The following is a 20340-nucleotide window of genomic DNA, read 5'->3' as shown; positions in this document are numbered from 1 at the left end:
TCCTTTAACGCCTCAATGGCCACTTTGGCCTTGAACGATGCACTGAATTTTCTTCTTGATCTCTTCATATTTGACAGGGTTAAATTACAACTTAACTTGCTGTCCTAAAATTGGGGAGTATAATAGAATAGGATAGAAAAATTTCCCTGTTCTTAATAAATCGATAATGTTAGTGTAATTACAATAACGAGATTTCTCCAGCACTTTCAGATATTCAAACTCGTCCAATGTTCCAGTACTAATAGTAGTCTTAGCGGTCAGAAAACGGTATTCCAATAAATTGCCCTATTTATCATTATATCTATGCGACCTAAATTTATCTTCTAACATAAACTTTATTTGAACTTTAATCGGCGATTTATTAAATACGCTCTCCGAAAGTCAACAAATTATTGTCCGGGTCAATAATAGAAAACTCCTTTGTTTATTAATAGTAATCGTGTTTTGGTCAAATCAAAGCGAAAGTTAATTTACTTGATAAAGGAACAATTGGAAACTGTTGTTCTTTTATTTAAACTTTCAAAGAAGATAATAAAAATTGCATAGCACAAATAACTCTTTACAAAAAAGTACATTTTGTAAAGAGTTAAAGTTTAATGATTTATTTTACAGCTAATACCTATTTTTACAAAAACATTAGGCCATGCTCCATTTAAAATTAGCAACAGACCCACGTTGGGTTAATATTGTTGAAAAAAACATAGAAGAAATACTTACAGACCATGCATGGTGTGAACAAAAGGCCGCTACTAATGCGATTACTATTATTACACTTAATTCTGAATACCCCGATTTGGTTACCGATTTACTCCTTTTGGCCCAAGAAGAATTAGAACATTTTCAAATGGTACATGATATCATTAAAAAGCGTGGTTACACCTTAGGCAGAGAGCGCAAAGACAGCTATGTAAACGAGCTTTATAAGTTTATGAATAAAGGTGGCAGTAGACTTAAATCGATGGTAGATAGACTCTTATTTTCCGCTATGATCGAAGCGAGAAGCTGTGAGCGCTTTAAGCTACTTTCAAAAGAAATAAAAGACCCGGAACTTTCTAAATTTTACCATGATTTAATGATTAGCGAAGCAGGTCATTACACCACTTTTATTGGCTTTGCTCGCAAATACGGCCAAAATATAGATGTAGACAAACGCTGGCAAGAGCTTGTTGAATTTGAAGCTGAAGTGATAAAAAACTACGGAAAAGAAGAAACAATCCACGGATAAAAATTATGTTGCTTTGGAGAGTTTACAACTTCAAAGGGTTTGGCCTAATGTTGTGTGTCACTCCCCAAGGGTGATTGCCAGCAAGGGAATTCTCAAGACTTATTTAAAATAAGAAAATTACTTTTTGTAGCGTGTAATCGAGCCAAGAAACACCTGATAATTCTTATAACAGGTCCAAATTAGGGCATCTATTCGGTTCCTCAAGCACCACTTAGCAAAAATAGGAGATGGTTTATCAATTTTCCGATACAGAAATATGAAAAGCCTATGTTTATTGGGTTAGGTGTAAATTGAGGTACAAAAAGTCGCGGAAAGTACACGGAAATTAGCATTGGGTTAAAAAAGTGTATTTGTAACTGGGCGTACTTTAACCCCTCCTTTAATTTCGCCACTAATATATAACTTTCCTTTTGAAAGCAATAGCGAATAATGCTATGAGCCGATTAATATATTTAATCGGCTCATGCAATACAATTGTCAACTATTGAAGTATTATATCACTATCAATATTTAATTTTTGATGCAAGGCTTTGGCAAGGGTCAAAGTAATCTCTCTTTTGCCGTTTAAATAGTCACTTATTCTGGAGGCGCTCGTATCTAGGAGAGGTGCTAAATCCTTTCTTTTAAGCCCCATTTCAAACATACGTAGATCAATCATTTCCTGTAAGGTAGGTAAGCCGTTGGGGTAATGGATTTCTTCGTATTTGATAACTATAAGCTGTATGTTAAATTCTAATCCCTCAAAAGTTTTTTAAGCTTTGTTTGATACCCTTGAAGGTAATTTTTTTTTGTCTTTTCATCAAGATATGAAAGTTCGATTAGGGATAGTACTTTAGCTTGATTTGTCGTTAAACTTTTAAATGCCTTTTCATATTGCCTTTTAGAAATGCCAGCAAGTTCCGCTAGTTGAAAAAACTGCTCTGTAACCTTACCTCTTGATTTGTCTAGAGGTAAAAGTCCATCTTCTAAGGCAAAATCTCTGTCCTCAATATGAATTCTACTGTTTAATAAGTCATAAGCAGGGCTCAATTTAAAATCTCCCAAAGCAGTTTCTATTAATGAGAAATTTTTGAAATGGGCATCACCGTTAGATATTAAATAATTGAAAAGAAGTAACTTAAATAGTTTGATGGCCTCGATTGGATAGGCAGGAACATACTTTTTTAAAAGTTCAAAAAGTTGTAAATAATTTCCATAATATTTAAAATCTGTTCCATGGGTTTGTGGTGTTCTGCCGGCTAGAGTAGCAAAATCCTCAATTGCCAATTTAGTACCATCTTCTTGCACATCAAAACGTTTGGTAATATATACGGGGTCTCCGTTTTTAAAGAATACGAGGCCGTTATCTGCAGTTTCGATTCCGAATACTTGGCGTGCTATCTGCATGCTCAAATGTTCGTTGGCTGGCATTTGATCTGTACGGGTTCCCACATTGGGAATAGGTTTTAAAATATACTGCCCTTGTTCTCCTTCATTTATCAAACGCAGTTTGTTCTTCTCCAGTAGTACCGAGAATTTTTCTTGAACACCAGAAATGGATAATCGTTTTTTGTTTTCTTTAAAGAGTTCTTCAGTAACTACATTGGTAGCGGGCGATTCGTAGGGTAGGGTAGGGCTTACCTTTCTCCCTTTGAATAAACGATTTAATGCTGTCATACTATAGGTGTTGAATCCTTTTTTTAAAGTACCTGGACAGTTGTTTATTTCCATTGGATTACTCATGTTTTTATTTCCTTAACCTGAATGGCTCCAATCGTATCATATTTCGCTGTGGTTAATAACAGACCAAAATAGTCTTTAGGGTCTATGCGTAACTCAAAACAAATATTTTGTTTGTTCGAGCCCTCAGGAAGCATGTTATAAAAAAAAGGGAATAGATATTCCGAATGATACTCTTGTTGATTTTTTGGTAATGTAAGACTGATGGCAGGGGTGTCATTTGATTCAAACCATTGGTCATGGTAACGAAAGGTGAAACTTCCATCATCCGATTGGGTCAATTGTCCCGCTTCTTCTTTTTTGTACAAAATGACTGCTTGCCTCATTCTTCAGGTGTTGTCGTTTTTACTTGGAAAGTGAGTTCCAAACCTAGTGCATTCCCCAGTTTGTTTAATGTTTCTGCTGTAGGGTTGCCTTTACCACTTTCAAATTGTTTAAGGGTACGAAGACCTACACCTGAAAGGTCTGCCAATGTTTCTTGGGTAACCTGTAGCATTTCTCTTCGCTCCTTTATACTATGTATTAAACTATTAAAGTGCATTATATGGCTCTTTAGTAGGTGAAATTAAACATTTATCATGAATAAACATAGTTAAAGTGCAATTTATTGCACTAATTGACACTTTTGTTAAAGTATTTAGCTTCAATAAATAAAATAGTGCATTATAATGCACTATTTAGAATCAAATTTTTCTTCGGGTTAAATGTATCTATGATATTCCTTACCCGACTGATGCATTTCTAAACTCTGAATTTTTGAGTTTTTTACCTCCATCCCCAAATCTTACCCAAAAACTTTACGCATGGTTCCTGTCCGATTTTTGTAATATTCAGGCAGATAAGCGTCAGGCGAAAATGCTTGGCAACGGCATTAAAGGATTTAAAGGTGGGATGACAGCAAAAAAATATATATCCATCGCCAAAACTTCCAAAGCTACGGCCACCCACGATTTACAGGATATGGTTGAAAAACAATGCTTACATCCTGTAGGTGCTGGACGGGGTGTACATTATGATTTGAATATGGAAATTTAATTTTAGGAATATTTATGGATCCTTAAAGATTTAGCCTGCAACAAGGTGCATGGAATCCATCAGGTTTTTTATTGTTCCAGTAAAAAGTGCAATGGGCTATTCCAGGACGGAAGCAGCAACAGCAAGAGTATATGTAAACGGGAAGTTAATTAGCAATGGCGCTATTGATCCACCAAAATTAACTGTGGGTTAAAAGCTCATTTTTTGGCTTAATGCTTTAGAATATTATTTTTAGTATTAACACCAAAAATAAGCATCAATACCGCCTCATATTTCTTACCTAATTTTTCCTTAAGAATTCCAAAAGCCTTGGTGATTTGTCCTTCCACCGTCTTTTTGGAAATATCAAGGTATTCAGATATTTCAGTGTTGGTTAGGCCTTCTTTTTTACTCATTAGAAAAATCTGCTTGCATTTGGGAGGTAATTCCTGAATGGAATCTAAAAGTATATTTAATATTTTTTGTTCCTGAATTTCATCCTTTTCATCCACGGCCAACTCCAAAGCTGCGATATATTTTTTCTCTAGGGCCATTACGGCCTTACCTTTTCGGTACTGGTCAATAAATTTGTTATGAACGGATTTGTACAAATAATTTTCTAAGGAAAAATCATGTTTCAGTTTGTTTCGCTTTTCCCAGACCTGTATAAAAACATTTTGCACAATATCCTCGGCTATAAGATTATCCTTAATAAGACTGTTGGCGTAAACACATAGTCGATTGTGATAATAATCCACCAAATATCCGTAGGCACTTTCATTGCCCATTTTTAAGCCTTCGATTAGAGCGGTTTGATTTTCAAAACTCCCCTTCATTTAGTTATTTGGTTGTTGTTGGTTAGAAATTATGACAAATATGAAAAAAAAAAGTGAAAAAAGTAAGGGTTTCTTAAAATGGCTTCGTATAAATGTGAATTGTATAAAGTATGAAACCAAAGAAGGCTCATAAATTAATAGTAAAATATATTACCTCATCAATTTCAGGTGCGGAGTTAGATCAATTGGAAATTGAACTGAAAAAGCCTTCCAATGATCAACTTTTTAACGATTATATAAAATTAAATTTTAGAATTGACTGTAAAATGAATACCTACGATACAGAGAAATCAAAACGCCTTTTGTTGGATAAAATTAAGAAGGACAAAGACAATCTTGAAAAATTCAAATACAGAAGTGTCCTTAAGTATGCTGCCATTATTATTTTCTCTATGACTTTGGGGTACGTTGTCAATGAAAAACTTTCCAATGAGGCCCCCGTCAAAGAATTCGCTCCCCAAGAGAATTTTATTACTCTAGAACGTGAAGATGGAAATATTCAAGTTATTTCTGAAGATAGCACGTCGGAAGTAATTGACTCAGAAGGTAATGTAGTTGGCTCCCAAGTGGGTAATCAACTGGTATATTCGAATGGGAACAGATCCATTTCGGAAGCACCTATCTACAACACCCTTTATGTGCCTTATGGGAAACATTTCGAATTGAAATTATCAGATGGTTCCATGGCTTACTTAAATGCAGGTTCCTCCATAAAATATCCTGTAGAATTTGTAGAAGGAAAAGATCGTATTGTTTTCTTAACTGGAGAGGCTTTTTTGGAAGTAGCGGAAGATAAGGAACATCCATTTATTGTAAGGGCGACTAATTTGGATATTAAGGTTTTCGGAACAAAGTTCAATGTTTCGGCCTATCCGGAGGATATAGTTAAAGAAGTTGTTTTGGTAGAAGGGTCTGTGGGGTTGTATTCGGGAACAGACATGTCAATAGGCAATGAAGGAACGGTGCTTACACCTGGTCTTAAGGGCAGCTTTGACAATACAAAAGGGAATATTACTACGGAACCAGTTATTACCAGTATATACACTTCCTGGGTTCAGGGTGTATTGGTGTTTAGAAATATGACGTTCGAAAACATTCTTAAAAAACTGGAACGGCATTACAACGTTAAGATCATTAACAATAACTCGAAATTGGCGACTGCTAAATTTAATGCAAGTTTTGCCGACATGCCGATCGAAAAAATATTGGAATACTTTAAAGGGGAATACAATATTGATTACTCTATTAATGACAACGAAATAATTGTAAACTAAATAACTAAAACTTAAATAAAAACTGCCAATGAAAAACTAAAAACAACCAATAACTCACTTTGTTTCTCTCTAAGAAGGGATTAAAAAAAATCGGAAAATGTCTCACCATTTCCCGATCGGTAGAAGTGATTATAACTAATGTATAACCACAATCAAACATTATAAAAGTATGAAAAAAATTCTTGACCAAAAGAGAAGGTCGTACCCATTGCTTAAACTCAGTTTAAAGATGAAGATTAGTATGTTATTTATGTTTTTGGTACTGTTTACCATGCAGGCCAATTCATCCTATGCACAGCGTACAAAGATTACACTAGACCTCAACAACGTAACGGTAGAAAGGCTTATAGATGAAATTGAAAGCCAAACCGATTTTCATTTTGTATACCAAATAAAGGAAGTTGATCTAAATCGAGTTGTAAGTGTAAAAGCTAACAAAGAGCTCGTTACCAGTATTCTTAAAAGGATATTTGGAAATACAAGAACCACACACAATGTTGTAGATAAACAGATATTTCTAAAAGAACGTGGTGTTTCAGCGAGTACAGATAATTCAAAGTTCTTGCCCAGTTTCTATAAACTTCAATCCACTATTTCTGGACAAATTGTAGATGACAATGGCGCCCCTTTATCCGGTGCAAACATCGTTGAAAAAGGAACAACCAACGGTGTTACAGCCGATTTTGACGGAAATTTCACTATAGAAGTTGCTAGTGAAAATGCCGTCCTGGTTGTATCCTATATCGGGTTTGCCACCAAGGAGGTCCAGGTAAACGGACAGACCAGTCTCAGTGTGGTTTTAGTGGAAAGTGCGGCTGGATTGGACGAGGTAGTATTAATCGGTTACGGTGAAGTTCGCAGAAAAGATTTGACTGGTTCCGTGAGTAAAGTTGGTGGGGCGGATTTGGAAAACCTTCCGGTAGCTAGGATAGACCAATCTTTGCAGGGAAGAGCTTCCGGTGTTCAAGTTTCACAAATTAGCGGTGAGCCTGGTACGGCTACAACTATAAGGATACGTGGCGGTAATTCTATCCAAGGAAACAATGAGCCACTTTGGGTAATAGATGGAATTATCGTAGGAACCGATTATAATTTGAGCAATCTTAATACAAACGATATTCAATCCATAGATATTCTAAAGGATGCCGTTGCCGTTTCTATATATGGTACTAGAGGCGCCAATGGAGTTATATTGGTCACAACAAAAAGTGGAGCCGGTGCCACGCCTGGAAAACCGAATGTATCCATTAATGCTTACACCGGGCTTCAGTCCATGGTTACTCAAGTAGATTTCCTTGATGGTCCCCAACATGCGGCCTATGCCAATGAGGATGCCACATTTAGAAATGCTGCTTTGCCTTTTCCCGATCTTGCCAGCGTTCCCAATGTTGATTGGATTGATCAAGTTACGCATACGGCCCCGGTCCAAAATATAGATGTTTCGGTATCAGGTGTTTCCGAGAGTAGAAATGTCAATTATTATGTGTCCGGAAATTATTTTGAACAAGATGGTCTTGTTAGGGCTACAGGAATCAGTAAATATATTTTCAGGACCAATTTGGATATTAAACTTTCTGAAATGTTCAAAGTAGGTTTCAGGGTGAATATTTCCAAACTGAAAAAGGAAAATAACAAATTTAGCTTAGATGATCTTTTTCTATTTACTACTCCTACAAGAGCAATTTATGACGAAGAGGGAAATTATACTGCCTTGGACCCAATTACGGACGGAATAGCGTCGAATTATGAAGCCGATATCAGATTAAAACAGAACCATAATTTGGAAACCAATATATTGGGTAACCTGTATATGGAGTTCAGGCCAATTTCAAATTTGGTATTTAGGTCAACTTTTAGCCCCGAATTGAACAACTTTAAAAGGAATATTTTTAATCCCGGTGCACTACCTAACAATTTAATTGTACAAAATGGAGGGAATGCCGAGGTGCGCAATTCAGTGAGAACCAGTTATATCAATGAGAACACCTTAACGTATAATAGGACCATTGGTCAAGACGATTATTTAACTGTTTTGGCGGGGTTTACCATCCAAAAAACGGAACTTGAGGAAAGCGTGGCCCGGGCTTATCAAATATCAAACGATGTTACTGGATATAATAATCTTGGTTTTGGATCTAATCCTACACGTAACGAAGTAGTTTCGGGTTATGATTCTTTTCAACTGGCTTCATGGCTTGGGAGGGTAAATTATTCCTTGAATGATAAATACCTTTTCACAATAGTGGGGAGGGTAGATGGTTCCTCTCGTTTTGCCCCTGGCAACAAGTATGCATTTTTTCCATCTGGTGCCTTCGCCTGGAAATTAGCTGAAGAGGAATTTATTCAAGATCTCAATGTTTTCAGTGAACTTAAGTTTCGTACCAGTTATGGCAGATCTGGAAGCCAGGCAATACCCTCTTATAGGACATTGGCCATTTTAAATGGAGCCAATACCACATTTAATGGGATAGAACAACCAGGTGTTGTTTTGGGGAGACCTGAAAATCCAGAATTAAAATGGGAGACTACCAAGCAGTTGGATATAGGTCTGGAGATGGGATTTTTTAATAATAGACTATCCGTTGAGTTTGATTATTACAAAAAAAGCACAGAAGATCTTTTGCTCGATGCCCGATTGCCGAGGCAAACCGGCTTTGTAAGCAAATTGCAAAACATTGGCAAGGTGGAAAATAAAGGAGTGGAGTTTATGGTCAATAGTGTAAACGTTACAAATGACAGTTTTAAGTGGACTTCATCTCTATCCCTATCTAGTAATAATAACAAGGTTGTAGACTTGGGAGGTGTTGATTTCATTAATCTTGCAACGCCTGCACAACAGGGAGGAACCGGGGCGCGCCTTATAGTTGGAGAAAGTGCTCCAGTATTTACAGGGGTTCGTTATTTGGGGACATGGAAGTCGCAGGAAGAGATCGATGCTGCTGGATTGGGAGGTAGTCAAGATGTAGGTGGTCCCCACTTTGATGATACCAATGGTGATGGAGAGGTTAATGAAGAAGACTTTGTGGTATTAGGCAGTCCTCAACCCGATTTCTATTTTGGTCTTGGCAATACATTGTCCTATAAAAACATAGACTTGGATTTTTTCTTCCAGGGCACCTATGGCAATGAAGTTTTCAATAGTCTTACCCAAACAGCATTTTTTGGCCGGTCGGAAACCACAAAATATGCCGAAACAGTCAACAGATGGACACCCGAGAACCCTACATCGGATATTCCTAGGGCAGGGGCTGTAGCCGCACTATCGGAAATATACAACAACTCGGCCATGATCGAGGTTGGTTCGCATATTCGTCTTAAAAGTTTGAGATTGGGCTATAATATCCCTGTGGATAAGTTAGGTTTAAAAGAGTTTAAAGCAATCAATGTATATGTTACTGGTACCAATCTTTTTATAATTTCTGATTTTAGATTAAAAGATCCGGAAACCAGTCAGTTTGATAGGGATCAGGAAAATCTCTCCATGGGATTCTCAAGAGGGCAATATCCCACTTCCAGAACAATTTCTGCGGGGGTTAAAGTTAATTTCTAAAAATAACAAGCTATGCATCATTTAGAAACAACATATAAGATTAAGAAGATGAAACAATATATAAATATTTTATTACTAATAACTGTCATTACCTTACTTTTTGGCTGTGATAAATTCCTGGAGGAAGAACCTAGGGATCTGGCTTCGCCTTCAAATTTTTTTAACACACCTACGGAATTTGATTTGGCCATAGTGGGATTGTATAATATTTACAAAGACAATTCGCTACATGGTAAAATTGGGTTGGACCGATATTATGAAAACGGGGCTGATATAATTGGGCCAAATAGAATTTTTGGTCAGGTAGAACCTACGCAGGCCTATACCTTGAGTGAAAGTAATATTGGTGCGATTGACCAGGGTGCCGGTGCACCTTTAACTTGGCAAAATTTATACGCCATTATTCTTAATGCAAATACAATTTTAGAACAATTGGATATAAATCAAACATTGACGCAGGAAGAAAGAAGCCTTTTTGAAGGACAAACTTTGTTCCTAAGATCTTATGCCTATTACCATTTAACTAACCTTTGGGGTAACGTGCCATATTACAGGGGCAATCTCCCCATAAGTGAAATACAGGTGTTACCAAGAACGGACAAAACCTTGATTAGGGACGAAATACTTGTTGACCTTCAAAGGGCGCAAGACTTAATGCCTAATTCGCTATCTGAAACAGACCAGGGAAAAGCCACCAAATGGGCTGCTGCCACAGTCATGGTAAAAATATTACTTACACAGAAAAAATGGGAACAGGCACGGGACAAAGCTTCGGACATTATTAATAGTTCCCCACATGATTTATTGGACGATTACGCTGCGGTATTCGATCCCAATAACGAATACAATGTAGAGAATATTTGGGAAATAGATTTTGTTAGAGATGTAAGAAGTAATGATTGGGTGGATCATTTTACTCCACGGATCAGGGACGAACCTAAAGACCCTACTCAGCAAAATGCCTTAAGTGCGGCTTTGGGAGACAGAAGTGAAGGTTTTACCGGTTATGGCCTATCGATACCGTTACCGGGTTATGTCAATGATTTTCCATTGGACGACCTTAGAAGGTCACAGAATATTGTTACCGAATATCTTGGGTTTGAACTTAATTTCCCATATATGCCCAAAATGTGGAATCTAGACCAGGTAAATTCGCCTAGGGGTAACCATGGGGACAATAAGATTATATTTAGATTAGCTGACGTGTACCTTATGGCAGCGGAAGCGGAAAATGAACTTAATGGTCCTGCAAGCTCCTACCAGTATATTAATAAGGTTAGGGAAAGGGCCTATGAGCCAGATCAGCCATTGACAGGTCTTACTCAGGAAACTTTCCGTCAGGCTATTTATGACGAAAGACGATGGGAACTAGGAGGCGAAGGACATAGGCGAATGGACTTGATTAGATGGGGTATACTTTTGGATGTGGTGAAAACTACGGAGTATCGTATTTATAACCCTGCAGCCAATATACAGCCACATCATATATTGCTTCCTATCCCTCCAGAAGAGTTTTCTTTGAATCCAGCTCTATTGGAATCGGACCCAACGAACAACGGATATAGATAAAAATTTTATTATAAGTTGGTTCGGGAAACCGAACCAACTTATAATTATTGAATTTAAAAATATCGGATAATTGCAACTATTTCAGTTTTTATACATAAGTATGAAGCAAAATTATACGGTTCCAAGGTTGCTTATTTTGACATTTTGCACGATTTTTATTTCTTGTCAGGAAGAAACGAATTCCAGGATAAGCGAGATAGATTTAGTAAAGCCCAATGTCATTTTTATTAATGTTGACGATTTGGGATGGAAAGATATTGGTTTCATGGGAGGTGAATTTTTTGAAACCCCTAATATAGATCAACTTGCTTCGGAAAGTATGGTTTTCACAAGAAGCTATTCGGCCGCCGCCAATTGTGCACCTAGTAGGGCGTCTTTAATGACAGGCTTAAATACTCCCAGGCATGGGGTTTATACCGTTAGTCCATCGGCCCGAGGGAACAAAGAATCCCGAAAATTAATTCCCATTAAAAATACCGATTCCCTGTTATTGAAAGATGTAACTATGGCAGAGCTCTTTAAAATGGCAGGATATACCACGGGCGTTTTTGGTAAATGGCATTTAGGAATAAACCCTATTGAACAAGGGTTTGATGTTAACAAGGGTGGAGACCTTAGGGGCAATCCTGGACTAGATGGTTATTTCAGCCCTTATAATAATTTACCCCATTTGGAAGACGGACCCGAAGGAGAGAACCTTACGGACCGACTCACCGGGGAGGGGATACAATTTATTAAAGGTAATAAGGATCGACCCTTTTTTCTATATCTACCTTTTTATGCGGTACACACTCCTTTGCAAGCAAAACAAGGGCTTGTATTAAAATATGACAACAAATTCAACCCTAAAAATATATCGCCAGTCTATGCAGCCATGGTGGAGACCGTAGATCAAAATGTAGGAAAGATAATGAAAAGTTTAACTGACCTCGGTTTGGAAGAAAATACTATTCTAATATTTACATCGGATAACGGTGGAATAAGAAGCATTTCAACTCAAGATCCATTAAGGGCAGGTAAAGGGTCTTACTATGAGGGAGGAATTAGGGTGCCTTGTCTAATAAAATGGCAAGGAACTACTATTGCCAAAAAAAGGATGGAAGAGCCCATCACCAATCTAGATTTTTTTCCGACTTTCATGGAGATTTTAAAGGTAGACCTTCCCGATTATAAGTCAGATGGGAACAGTTTGATACCTGTACTAAAGGGAGGGGCAATAGGGGAGAGACCTTTATTTTGGCATTTCCCCATATATTTGGAAGCCTATGACCCTATGTTGGATGATGGCCGTGATCCATTGTTTAGAACTCGCCCAGGATCGGTTGTAATGCTAGGGGATTGGAAACTACATTACTATTATGAAGATCAGGGAATGGAATTGTACAATCTAAGGGAGGATATTGGTGAACGCAATAATTTAACAGCCACCAATCCAGCTAAAACATCTGAGCTGTTGAACCTTCTAAAAGATCGTGTAGAAGAGATGGGGGCGCCAACACCCAAAGTATTAAATCCGGATTATATTTCCGAAAGAAATTAAATCAATCCTAAAAAACTAAATAATGATTATTACTAAACTAAAATTCAATTTTTTTGTTACACTTGGTATTGTCATGTTGTTTATGGCATGCAAGGAAGAAGCAAAAACCAAAAATGTCCAAATTACCGAAGAAAAGAAACCCAATATAATTTATATTTTGGCCGATGATCTTGGTTATGGAGACCTTAGCGTATACGGGCAGGAAAAGTTTTCTACTCCTAATATTGATCGATTGGCTTCACAGGGTATGATGTTTACCCAACATTATTCTGGGAGTACGGTATGTGCTCCTTCACGATCGGCCTTAATGACCGGGATGCATACAGGGCACACTGTGGTAAGAGGAAACAAGGAAATACAACCGGAAGGACAGTATCCTATACCAGATAATACTTATACCCTTGCAGAAGCCTTAAAAAAAGCAGATTACACCACAGGGGCTTTCGGGAAATGGGGCCTGGGTTTTCCGGGGTCAGAAGGAGATCCTGTAAATCAAGGTTTTGATATTTTTTTTGGATACAATTGTCAGCGTTTGGGGCATAATTATTATCCTTTTCATCTTTGGTCTAACATGGATTCTATTGTACTTAAAGAAAATATGGATAAGGGTGATGGAATCTATGCACCGGAACTTATACATACCCAAACCTTAAAGTTTTTGGAAGACAACAAAGAGAAACCATTTTTTCTATACGTGCCCTCTATTATTCCCCATGCCGAATTGGCCGCGCCCGAAGCCTATATGGAAAAACATAGAGGAAAATATCCACCTGAAAAGACGTACAAGGGTATTGATGATGGACCTGAATTTAATCTAGGTCCCTATAGATCTCAAAAAGATTCACATGCCGCTTTCGCAGCAATGATCGATTTACTTGATGTTCAGGTGGGTGAAATTATGGATAAGGTTGAGGAATTGGGACTAGCCAGTAACACGATAATCGTTTTTGCATCCGATAATGGGCCACATGAAGAGGGTGGGGCAGATCCAGAATATTTTAATAGCAATGGACCCTTAAAAGGAGTTAAACGGGATCTATACGAGGGTGGGATCAGGGTTCCAATGATTGTTAGCTGGCCTGGAAAGATAATACCTAAAAGCAAAACAGACCATGTATCAGCATTTTGGGATATATTCCCCACCTTATCTGAAATTGTTGGAGTACCTGTTCCAGAAAATTTGGACGGGATTTCATTTCTTCCAACACTTATACAGAGTGGAAATCAATTGGAACATGATTATCTATATTGGGAATTTCATGAAAAAGGAGGTCGTCAGGCGCTAAGAAAAGGAGATTGGAAGGCCGTTAAATACGACGTTTTAAAAAATCCTGATGCCCCGATGGAACTTTATAATTTGTCGGAGGATATTGGGGAAGAAAACAATGTGGCCGAATCCCACCCAGAAGTGGTAAATGAGATGCGAGCTATTTTCGAGACTGCACGCACGGATTCGGATGTTTTTACATTTTCTTCCGAAACCTATCTCTCCAAGCAATAGGATTAGTTTGTTAGTTGAGTTGCAAAAGGAACAATGGTTTCCCATTGTTCCTTTTTTTGTTTGCCTTGGTCGTTATTGGAATTATATGTTCTAGGTAATTAATTGGAATGAAGACTAATGCTGTTTGCAGTTAAAAGTTCAAATAGCTTAATTTTAGCAAAAAAAATCAAACTATTTTTTTAGTATTAATACCAAAAATTAGCATCAAAAGGGTTTCGTATTTTGTTCCTAATTTTTCTCTAAGGATAGCGAAGGCTTTGGTAATTTGATTTTCAACTGTTTTACGTGATATTTCCAAGTATTCAGCTATTTCTATGTTATCTAGCCCTTCCTTTTTGCTCAAAAGAAATACCTGTTGGCATTTTGGTGGCAGTTCATTAATGGCACACATCACCATTTTCATTATTTTCTCTATTTTTTCTGATTCTGATTCCTTTTCAAATTGTAAAATGGTGTCTACATATAATTTTTCCAACGCCAAAAGGGATTTATTACTTCTATATTGATCAATAAACTCATTGTGGACAGCTCGGTACATAAACCCCTTGATAGAAAGATTGTTTTTTAGCATTTCCCTTCTTTCCCAAATTTTAATAAAAACATTCTGAACTATATCTTGGGCTCTCACCTTATCATTTACCAAACTATTGGCATAAACGCATAACCTGTGATTATAGTTGTCAACTAAAAAGGAAAATGCCTTTTCATTGCCCTTTTCCAACTGATCTATCAAAACGGAATTGGTACTAAAATCCCACATCATTTTTCGGAATTTTATAAAGATTTGTTCAAATATGTGAATTTTTTTTGTAAAAAAGTAGGGGAATGATAAAATGGTTCCGTATTGATTATAGATTTAGCAAGGTATGAAGTCAAATCGTAGTGATAGCTTAATAGTGAAATATCTAAATCATTCTATTAATAATGATGAATTGGATGAATTGATCTCTTGGTTGGAGCAACCAGAGAATAGGGACATTTTTAAAGAATATTCAAAAATTAATTATTCAATAGATTACAAATTGAGCACTTATAATACGGAAGAAGTAAAAAATATTTTATTGGATAAAATCCAAAAGGATAAGAGGGGATATAAGCGAAAACTTGTTTTTAGATTTGCTAAATATGCCGCTGTATTGGTAATAGCAGTAGGAGTAATATTGATATATCAAAAAGAAAATTCAATTCCTACAATAGCTTTGCCTTCCCTGAATGATCAAACAATAACATTAGAATTGGAGAATGGCCGATCTGTAATATTACAAGAAGAAGTTACTCAAGATATTGTTTCAGATAAAGGCGAAATTATCGGGAAACAAAATCAGCAGGGTATACAATATGAAGATACCGAACTTTCCGAATTGGTGTACAATACATTAAAAGTTCCTTACGGCAGAAAGTTTCAAGTGACTTTATCTGACGGTACCAAGGTATTTTTAAACGCTGGTTCGAGTATTAAGTTCCCAGTTAAATTTATTCCAGATATGGATCGGACTGTTTTTCTATCTGGTGAGGCTTTTTTTGATGTGACAAAGAATAAGGACCCCTTTATTGTTAATGCCGATAATATTGAGGTGAGGGTTTTGGGAACCCAGTTTAATGTATCCGCATACCCTGAAGACCAGTCAATGAATACAGTATTGGTGGAAGGATCAGTGCACATTCTAGGTAGTAGTCCTGAAAATGGAACTTCAGTTCTTCTAAAACCTGAACACGAAGCTATTTGGAACAAGGTTGAAAAACAAATGGTGGTTCAAAAGGCCGATGTTTCATCCACAATGGCTTGGATGAACGGTCAATTGGTATTTCGGGAAGTTGCTTTTAAGGATATTGTTAAAAAATTGGAAAGAAGCTACAACTGTACTATCATAAATAATAATGAGACGCTGAATAATGAAGTTTTCACTGCAACTTTTAATGTGGAGATTGAAAATATTAAACAGGTAATGAGCTACATTTCCAAAAACACCCCTTATAACTATAACATGAGCAAAAACAGAGTCATCACTATAAACTAAAAACAATAGCCTATGAAGTAACCAATAATACTAAAATGAATATTGATTTATCACATAAAACGGGGAATGTCCGACCATCCCCCGAATTGAGATAAAGTGATTTAACGTCTACAATTGTTAAACCGATTAACCAAACAAAAATATGAAAAATATCCGTTTTAAGGGAGGGCCTAGGCCTATTCCTTTCAAAATGACCCTCAAAATGAAACTGACGACCATATTACTTATAGTTTCACTTTTTAAAATTCAAGCAAATTCCTATTCCCAAAATACCAAGATTTCACTTGATTACGATCAAATAAGTATTGGCGATGTATTTAAGGAAATAGAGCATAAAAGTGAATTCAGATTCTTATACAAAAATAGAGAAGTGGATATTAATTCAAAGGTTTCTATCCATGTTTCGAAGGGAAATATTTATGAGATTCTGAATCGAATTTTCAAAGATTTAGCTGTTAAATATGAAGTGCTGGACAATAGACAAATCGTGCTTACTAAGCAATTTCAGGAAATAATAAAACCTGAGGAGAGCGTTCCTATTGGAAAACTTATACAGCAGACAACCGTCAAGGGAAGTATAGTGGATTCGGAAGGAACCCCATTACCCGGAGCCAGCATTGTGGAAAAAGGAACGACCAACGGAACTGAGGCAGATTTCGATGGAAATTTTTCAATTATGTTGACCGATGCCAGTGCAACGCTAATCATATCCTATATTGGTTTTTCTACGAAGGAGATAGCTATTAATAAGCAAACTAATTTTGATATTGTTTTGGAGGAAAGTGCTTCAGGCTTGGACGAAGTTGTTGTGGTTGGCTATGGTACTCAAAAGGTATCTAACCTTACCGGTGCTGTGGATGTTATTGATAGCGATTTAATTCAAAATCGTCCATCTCCCACCGTGTCCCAGCTTTTACAGGGTACGTCACCGAGCTTAACTTTTAGTATAGGTGATTTCGGATTCGAACCTGGAGCTGATTTGGGTATTCAGATTAGAGGCCTTGGATCTATTAATGGTGGTGGATCACCATACATAGTAATAGATGGAATACCTGGCGATTTAAATAGATTGAATCCTGAAGACGTGGAGTCAATTTCGATATTAAAAGATGCCGCAGCTTCTGCCATATATGGAGCACGGGCGCCATACGGTGTTATTGTAGTTACCACAAAATCGGGAAAAAATAAAAAACTAAGCGTAACTTATTCAGGAAGTGTGTCAGTAGCCAGTGCTCAGAACCTTCCAAGTATGCTTAATTCCTATACACATGCAAGGGTTATAAATGAAGCTGGAGTTGCTGGTGCTGGAGGTAGGTTTTTTAATAATGATATTATTGACAATGTTATGGCGTTCCAAGCGGGCGATTATGATTTTTTAAGAAGTCGTCCAAATTTTCCAGCAGATGCGACCTTTTTTGAAACAACCCCAGACCCGAATAACTCCAATCAATGGGGATTTAATCAATTTGGAAATGCCAATAGGGATTGGTTTGATGAATATTATGGTAGCGGATATTTACAAAAACATGATCTTTCTATTTCTGGTGGTTCCGAAAAGACTTCATATTACTTTTCCGCAGGAGCATTTGGACAAGAGGGGGTTCTGAACTATGGTACGGATACATTTGACCGCTATAACATAATGGCAAAAATAACTACGGCCTTGAATGATAGTTGGGATTTCACGTATCAACCACGGTATTCAAAAACCATAAGGGAAATTCCGAATATGGACCGGCAGGGTTCCTATGATCTTATTTTTCACCAAATAGCCAGAACTATGCCTACCAATGCTAAATATGATGGGTATGGAAATATAATGATTCAATCCAAAATTCCATGGGTCAACGATGCTGGAACCGACGTTACGGAAACGACCGAAAACTGGCATACATTTGCTACAGAGATTCGTCCGGTAAAAGGTTGGAAAATTAATGCCGATTTCGCCATTCGAAATACGGATGTTTTTTATCAGAGTAAGGAACTTACCGTTTTTGACAATTTAGTGGATCACTCCCAAGTTCCAAGTGGAAATACAGTTCCTAGTAATATTAGGTCAACTCATCGAAGCAACGAGTACTGGACTACCAATATTTATACTTCCTATGGTTTTGATATTGCTGAAGCCCATAATTTTTCCTTGTTAGCCGGAACGCAATTTGAAAGGACAAAAAATAGGGGATTAACTGCTTTCAGGACCAATCTCTTGGTTCAGGATGTGCCGTCTTTAAACACTGCAGACGGGGAGATACAGGCAAGTGAAAACTTGTTGACCTTTGGAACTGAGGGCTTTTTTGGAAGATTTAATTACAACTATAAGGAAAAGTATTTATTGGAAGCCAACGCCCGTTATGATGGTACTTCTGTTTTCAGAGAAGGCAAACGGTGGGGTTTTTTTCCTTCCTTTTCTGTTGGATGGAACTTGGATAAAGAGACCTTTTGGGAACCGATTGATAATATAGTAAACAAATTTAAGATTAGAGGTTCTTGGGGTGAGCTAGGGAACCAAGATGTTGATTCCTATTTAGATTTACTTTTGATTCCTCTTTCAGGAAATGCTGTGAATTGGATTTTTGACGCAGGAGGAAGTAGACCTGTAGGTTTTGCAGGTACACCATCATTAATTAGTCCGGACCTTACTTGGGAAACAGCTCGAACAGTTAACGTGGGGACAGATCTAACCTTTTTGGATGGAAAATTAAAAGCTAATTTTGATTGGTTTGAAAGGACAACTTTTGATATGATAGGACCTGTTCAGGCACAACCAGGAGTTTTGGGGTCTGTTGTTCCCAGAACAAATAATGCCACTTTACGATCTAGAGGATGGGAAGTTAATTTAAATTGGAACCATTTTGTGAATCAGGATTTTTCTTATGGTATCGGTCTTAATCTATATGATAGCAAAGCGGTGGTTACCAAATATGAGAATCCTACGGGAATTCTTAATACTTGGTACGAAGGTAGAGAGGATGGTGAGATTTGGGGCTATACGGCTAATGAACTTTATAAAACTCAAGGTGATATTGATGACTATACCTCTTCTGTTGATTTATCTGACATAACTGGCCTGGTTTGGAACACTGGGGACGTGAAATATGAGGATGTAAATGAGGATGGGGCTGTAAACGATGGAGTCAATACCTTGGAGGACCACGGCGACCTCAGGATTATTGGAAACAATGCGTTACATTATCAATACGGAATTAATTTAAATGCCTCTTATAAGGGATTTGATATGTCCATGGTGTGGCGTGGTGTTGGACAAAGAGATTTATGGTTCGACGCAAATGACAACATCTTTTGGGGGTTTCGCACAGGAAATCAATCTTCCATATTTCAAGGTCATTTAGATTATTTTAGAGATCAACCCGGAGATACTTATACAGGGCTGGAAATAGGTGACGCCAATAATAATCTGGACGCATATTTTCCAAGACCTTATATAAACAATGCTCAAAACAATAAGAACAGAATAGTTAGTACTCGATATTTGCAAAATGGGGCCTATTTGCGATTGCAAAATGTACAAATGGGATATAACTTCCCAGGTAAAGTTTTGGAAAAATTGAATTTATCCGCAGTAAGATTATACTTGTCAGGAGAAAACCTTTTCACTTTTTCTAAGTTACCTGTTGGTATTGACCCAGTAGCAATCTCAAGTAATTGGGGAGCAGGAAAAACCTATGGTGCAGATAGAATTATCTCACTCGGATTAAAAGTTTCTTATTAAAAATTGTCTCATCCTAAATAATCGATACAGATTATTGAAGTATTAAATTTAAATATTAAGGCTGAACAATGATAACATTGTTCAGCTTTTTTGATTTGTACTGTTTTCTTTTCAATTTGTTTTGTGCGTGCATTTGTAGTGGTGTGAGCATATGGTTGGATAAATGCGGTCTTTGATCATTATAGATTTCTATGGCATTCTTTATCAGTGCTTTTTTCAATTTTATGTTCTTAATATTCTTTGCCACTCCAAATTCTTGTTTCAATATTCCGTTGACCCTTTCGGCGATGGCATTTTCGTATGGGTCGTATTTTTCAGTCATACTTGACCTTATATTGTTGTTTTTCAAGAGTTGTTGATATTC

The 20340-nt window shown here is 37.1% G+C and carries 17 protein-coding genes; 10 read left to right on the top strand and 7 right to left on the bottom strand.

What is annotated here, in order from left to right; all coding sequences use genetic code 11:
- The first annotated feature begins 643 nt into the window (after positions 1–643).
- Positions 644–1225, top strand: coding sequence for a tRNA-(ms[2]io[6]A)-hydroxylase (gene miaE, locus CWD90_RS21890; protein ID WP_103478190.1), 582 nt, complete (start codon positions 644–646; stop codon positions 1223–1225).
- A gap of 481 nt (positions 1226–1706) precedes the next feature.
- Here the strand turns inward: miaE and CWD90_RS21885 are convergent, their stop codons facing one another.
- From CWD90_RS21885 to CWD90_RS21870, 4 genes are all read right to left on the bottom strand, one after another.
- Entirely contained in the window at positions 1707–1883 is a 177-nt protein-coding gene (locus CWD90_RS21885) for a helix-turn-helix domain-containing protein (protein ID WP_239986589.1), read from the bottom strand.
- A 74-nt stretch (positions 1884–1957) separates the two neighbouring features.
- On the bottom strand, positions 1958–2947 hold the full coding sequence (locus tag CWD90_RS21880) for a type II toxin-antitoxin system HipA family toxin (RefSeq protein ID WP_103478188.1): 990 nt from the start codon (positions 2945–2947) through the stop codon (positions 1958–1960).
- Positions 2944–3270 (bottom strand): HipA N-terminal domain-containing protein, encoded by a 327-nt coding sequence (locus tag CWD90_RS21875; protein WP_103478187.1) that lies wholly within the window; start codon positions 3268–3270, stop codon positions 2944–2946. The genes CWD90_RS21880 and CWD90_RS21875 overlap by 4 nt, the downstream gene beginning before the upstream one ends.
- Positions 3267–3485, bottom strand: a complete 219-nt coding sequence (locus CWD90_RS21870; RefSeq protein WP_103478186.1) for a helix-turn-helix domain-containing protein — start codon at positions 3483–3485, stop codon at positions 3267–3269. The genes CWD90_RS21875 and CWD90_RS21870 overlap by 4 nt, the downstream gene beginning before the upstream one ends.
- A 215-nt stretch (positions 3486–3700) precedes the next feature.
- Here CWD90_RS21870 and CWD90_RS21865 point away from each other — a divergent pair, with 215 nt between their 5' ends.
- Complete coding sequence (locus CWD90_RS21865; protein WP_192878057.1) at positions 3701–3979, top strand: hypothetical protein; 279 nt, start codon at positions 3701–3703, stop codon at positions 3977–3979.
- Positions 3980–4028: 49 nt separating this feature from the next.
- Positions 4029–4172, top strand: a complete 144-nt coding sequence (locus CWD90_RS23135) for a hypothetical protein (protein WP_157941298.1) — start codon at positions 4029–4031, stop codon at positions 4170–4172.
- Positions 4173–4188: 16 nt separating this feature from the next.
- Here CWD90_RS23135 and CWD90_RS21860 read toward each other — a convergent pair whose 3' ends face one another.
- Positions 4189–4794 carry an RNA polymerase sigma factor gene (locus CWD90_RS21860; protein WP_103478185.1) on the bottom strand — a complete coding sequence of 202 codons (606 nt, stop codon included), beginning with the start codon at positions 4792–4794 and terminating at the stop codon, positions 4189–4191.
- Positions 4795–4904: 110 nt separating this feature from the next.
- Here CWD90_RS21860 and CWD90_RS21855 point away from each other — a divergent pair, with 110 nt between their 5' ends.
- The 5 genes from CWD90_RS21855 to CWD90_RS21835 all read left to right on the top strand — a co-directional run bounded on the left by CWD90_RS21855 (position 4905) and on the right by CWD90_RS21835 (position 14228).
- Positions 4905–6068 (top strand): FecR family protein, encoded by a 1164-nt coding sequence (locus CWD90_RS21855; protein ID WP_103478184.1) that lies wholly within the window; start codon positions 4905–4907, stop codon positions 6066–6068.
- Positions 6069–6237: 169 nt separating this feature from the next.
- Positions 6238–9618 (top strand): SusC/RagA family TonB-linked outer membrane protein, encoded by a 3381-nt coding sequence (locus CWD90_RS21850; protein WP_239986588.1) that lies wholly within the window; start codon positions 6238–6240, stop codon positions 9616–9618.
- Between the two features lie 12 nt (positions 9619–9630).
- On the top strand, positions 9631–11187 hold the full coding sequence (locus CWD90_RS21845) for a RagB/SusD family nutrient uptake outer membrane protein (protein WP_239986587.1): 1557 nt from the start codon (positions 9631–9633) through the stop codon (positions 11185–11187).
- A 100-nt stretch (positions 11188–11287) separates the two neighbouring features.
- Positions 11288–12727: a sulfatase gene (locus CWD90_RS21840; RefSeq protein WP_103478182.1), complete on the top strand. Its 1440-nt coding sequence runs from the start codon at positions 11288–11290 to the stop codon at positions 12725–12727.
- Between the two features lie 22 nt (positions 12728–12749).
- Positions 12750–14228, top strand: coding sequence for an arylsulfatase (locus CWD90_RS21835; RefSeq protein ID WP_103478181.1), 1479 nt, complete (start codon positions 12750–12752; stop codon positions 14226–14228).
- Between the two features lie 166 nt (positions 14229–14394).
- On the opposite strand, the gene CWD90_RS21830 is transcribed toward CWD90_RS21835, so the two are convergent.
- Positions 14395–14991: an RNA polymerase sigma factor gene (locus tag CWD90_RS21830; RefSeq protein WP_103478180.1), complete on the bottom strand. Its 597-nt coding sequence runs from the start codon at positions 14989–14991 to the stop codon at positions 14395–14397.
- Positions 14992–15094: 103 nt separating this feature from the next.
- Between CWD90_RS21830 and CWD90_RS21825 the strand changes: the two genes are divergently transcribed.
- Together CWD90_RS21825 and CWD90_RS21820 are read left to right on the top strand one after the other, a co-directional pair.
- Positions 15095–16246 carry a FecR family protein gene (locus CWD90_RS21825; RefSeq protein ID WP_103478179.1) on the top strand — a complete coding sequence of 384 codons (1152 nt, stop codon included), beginning with the start codon at positions 15095–15097 and terminating at the stop codon, positions 16244–16246.
- Positions 16247–16388: 142 nt separating this feature from the next.
- Positions 16389–19976: a SusC/RagA family TonB-linked outer membrane protein gene (locus CWD90_RS21820; protein WP_103478178.1), complete on the top strand. Its 3588-nt coding sequence runs from the start codon at positions 16389–16391 to the stop codon at positions 19974–19976.
- 55 nt (positions 19977–20031) lie between these two features.
- Here the strand turns inward: CWD90_RS21820 and CWD90_RS21815 are convergent.
- Positions 20032–20340: integrase core domain-containing protein (locus CWD90_RS21815; RefSeq protein WP_146613508.1), on the bottom strand; the 309-nt coding region annotated here is incomplete at its 5' end.

Source organism: Arenibacter catalasegens, assembly GCF_002909235.1.
Taxonomy (GTDB): Bacteria; Bacteroidota; Bacteroidia; order Flavobacteriales; family Flavobacteriaceae; genus Arenibacter; species Arenibacter catalasegens.
The sequence above is the reverse complement of the archived record's forward strand: the minus strand, read 5'-3'. Positions and strand labels throughout refer to the sequence as shown.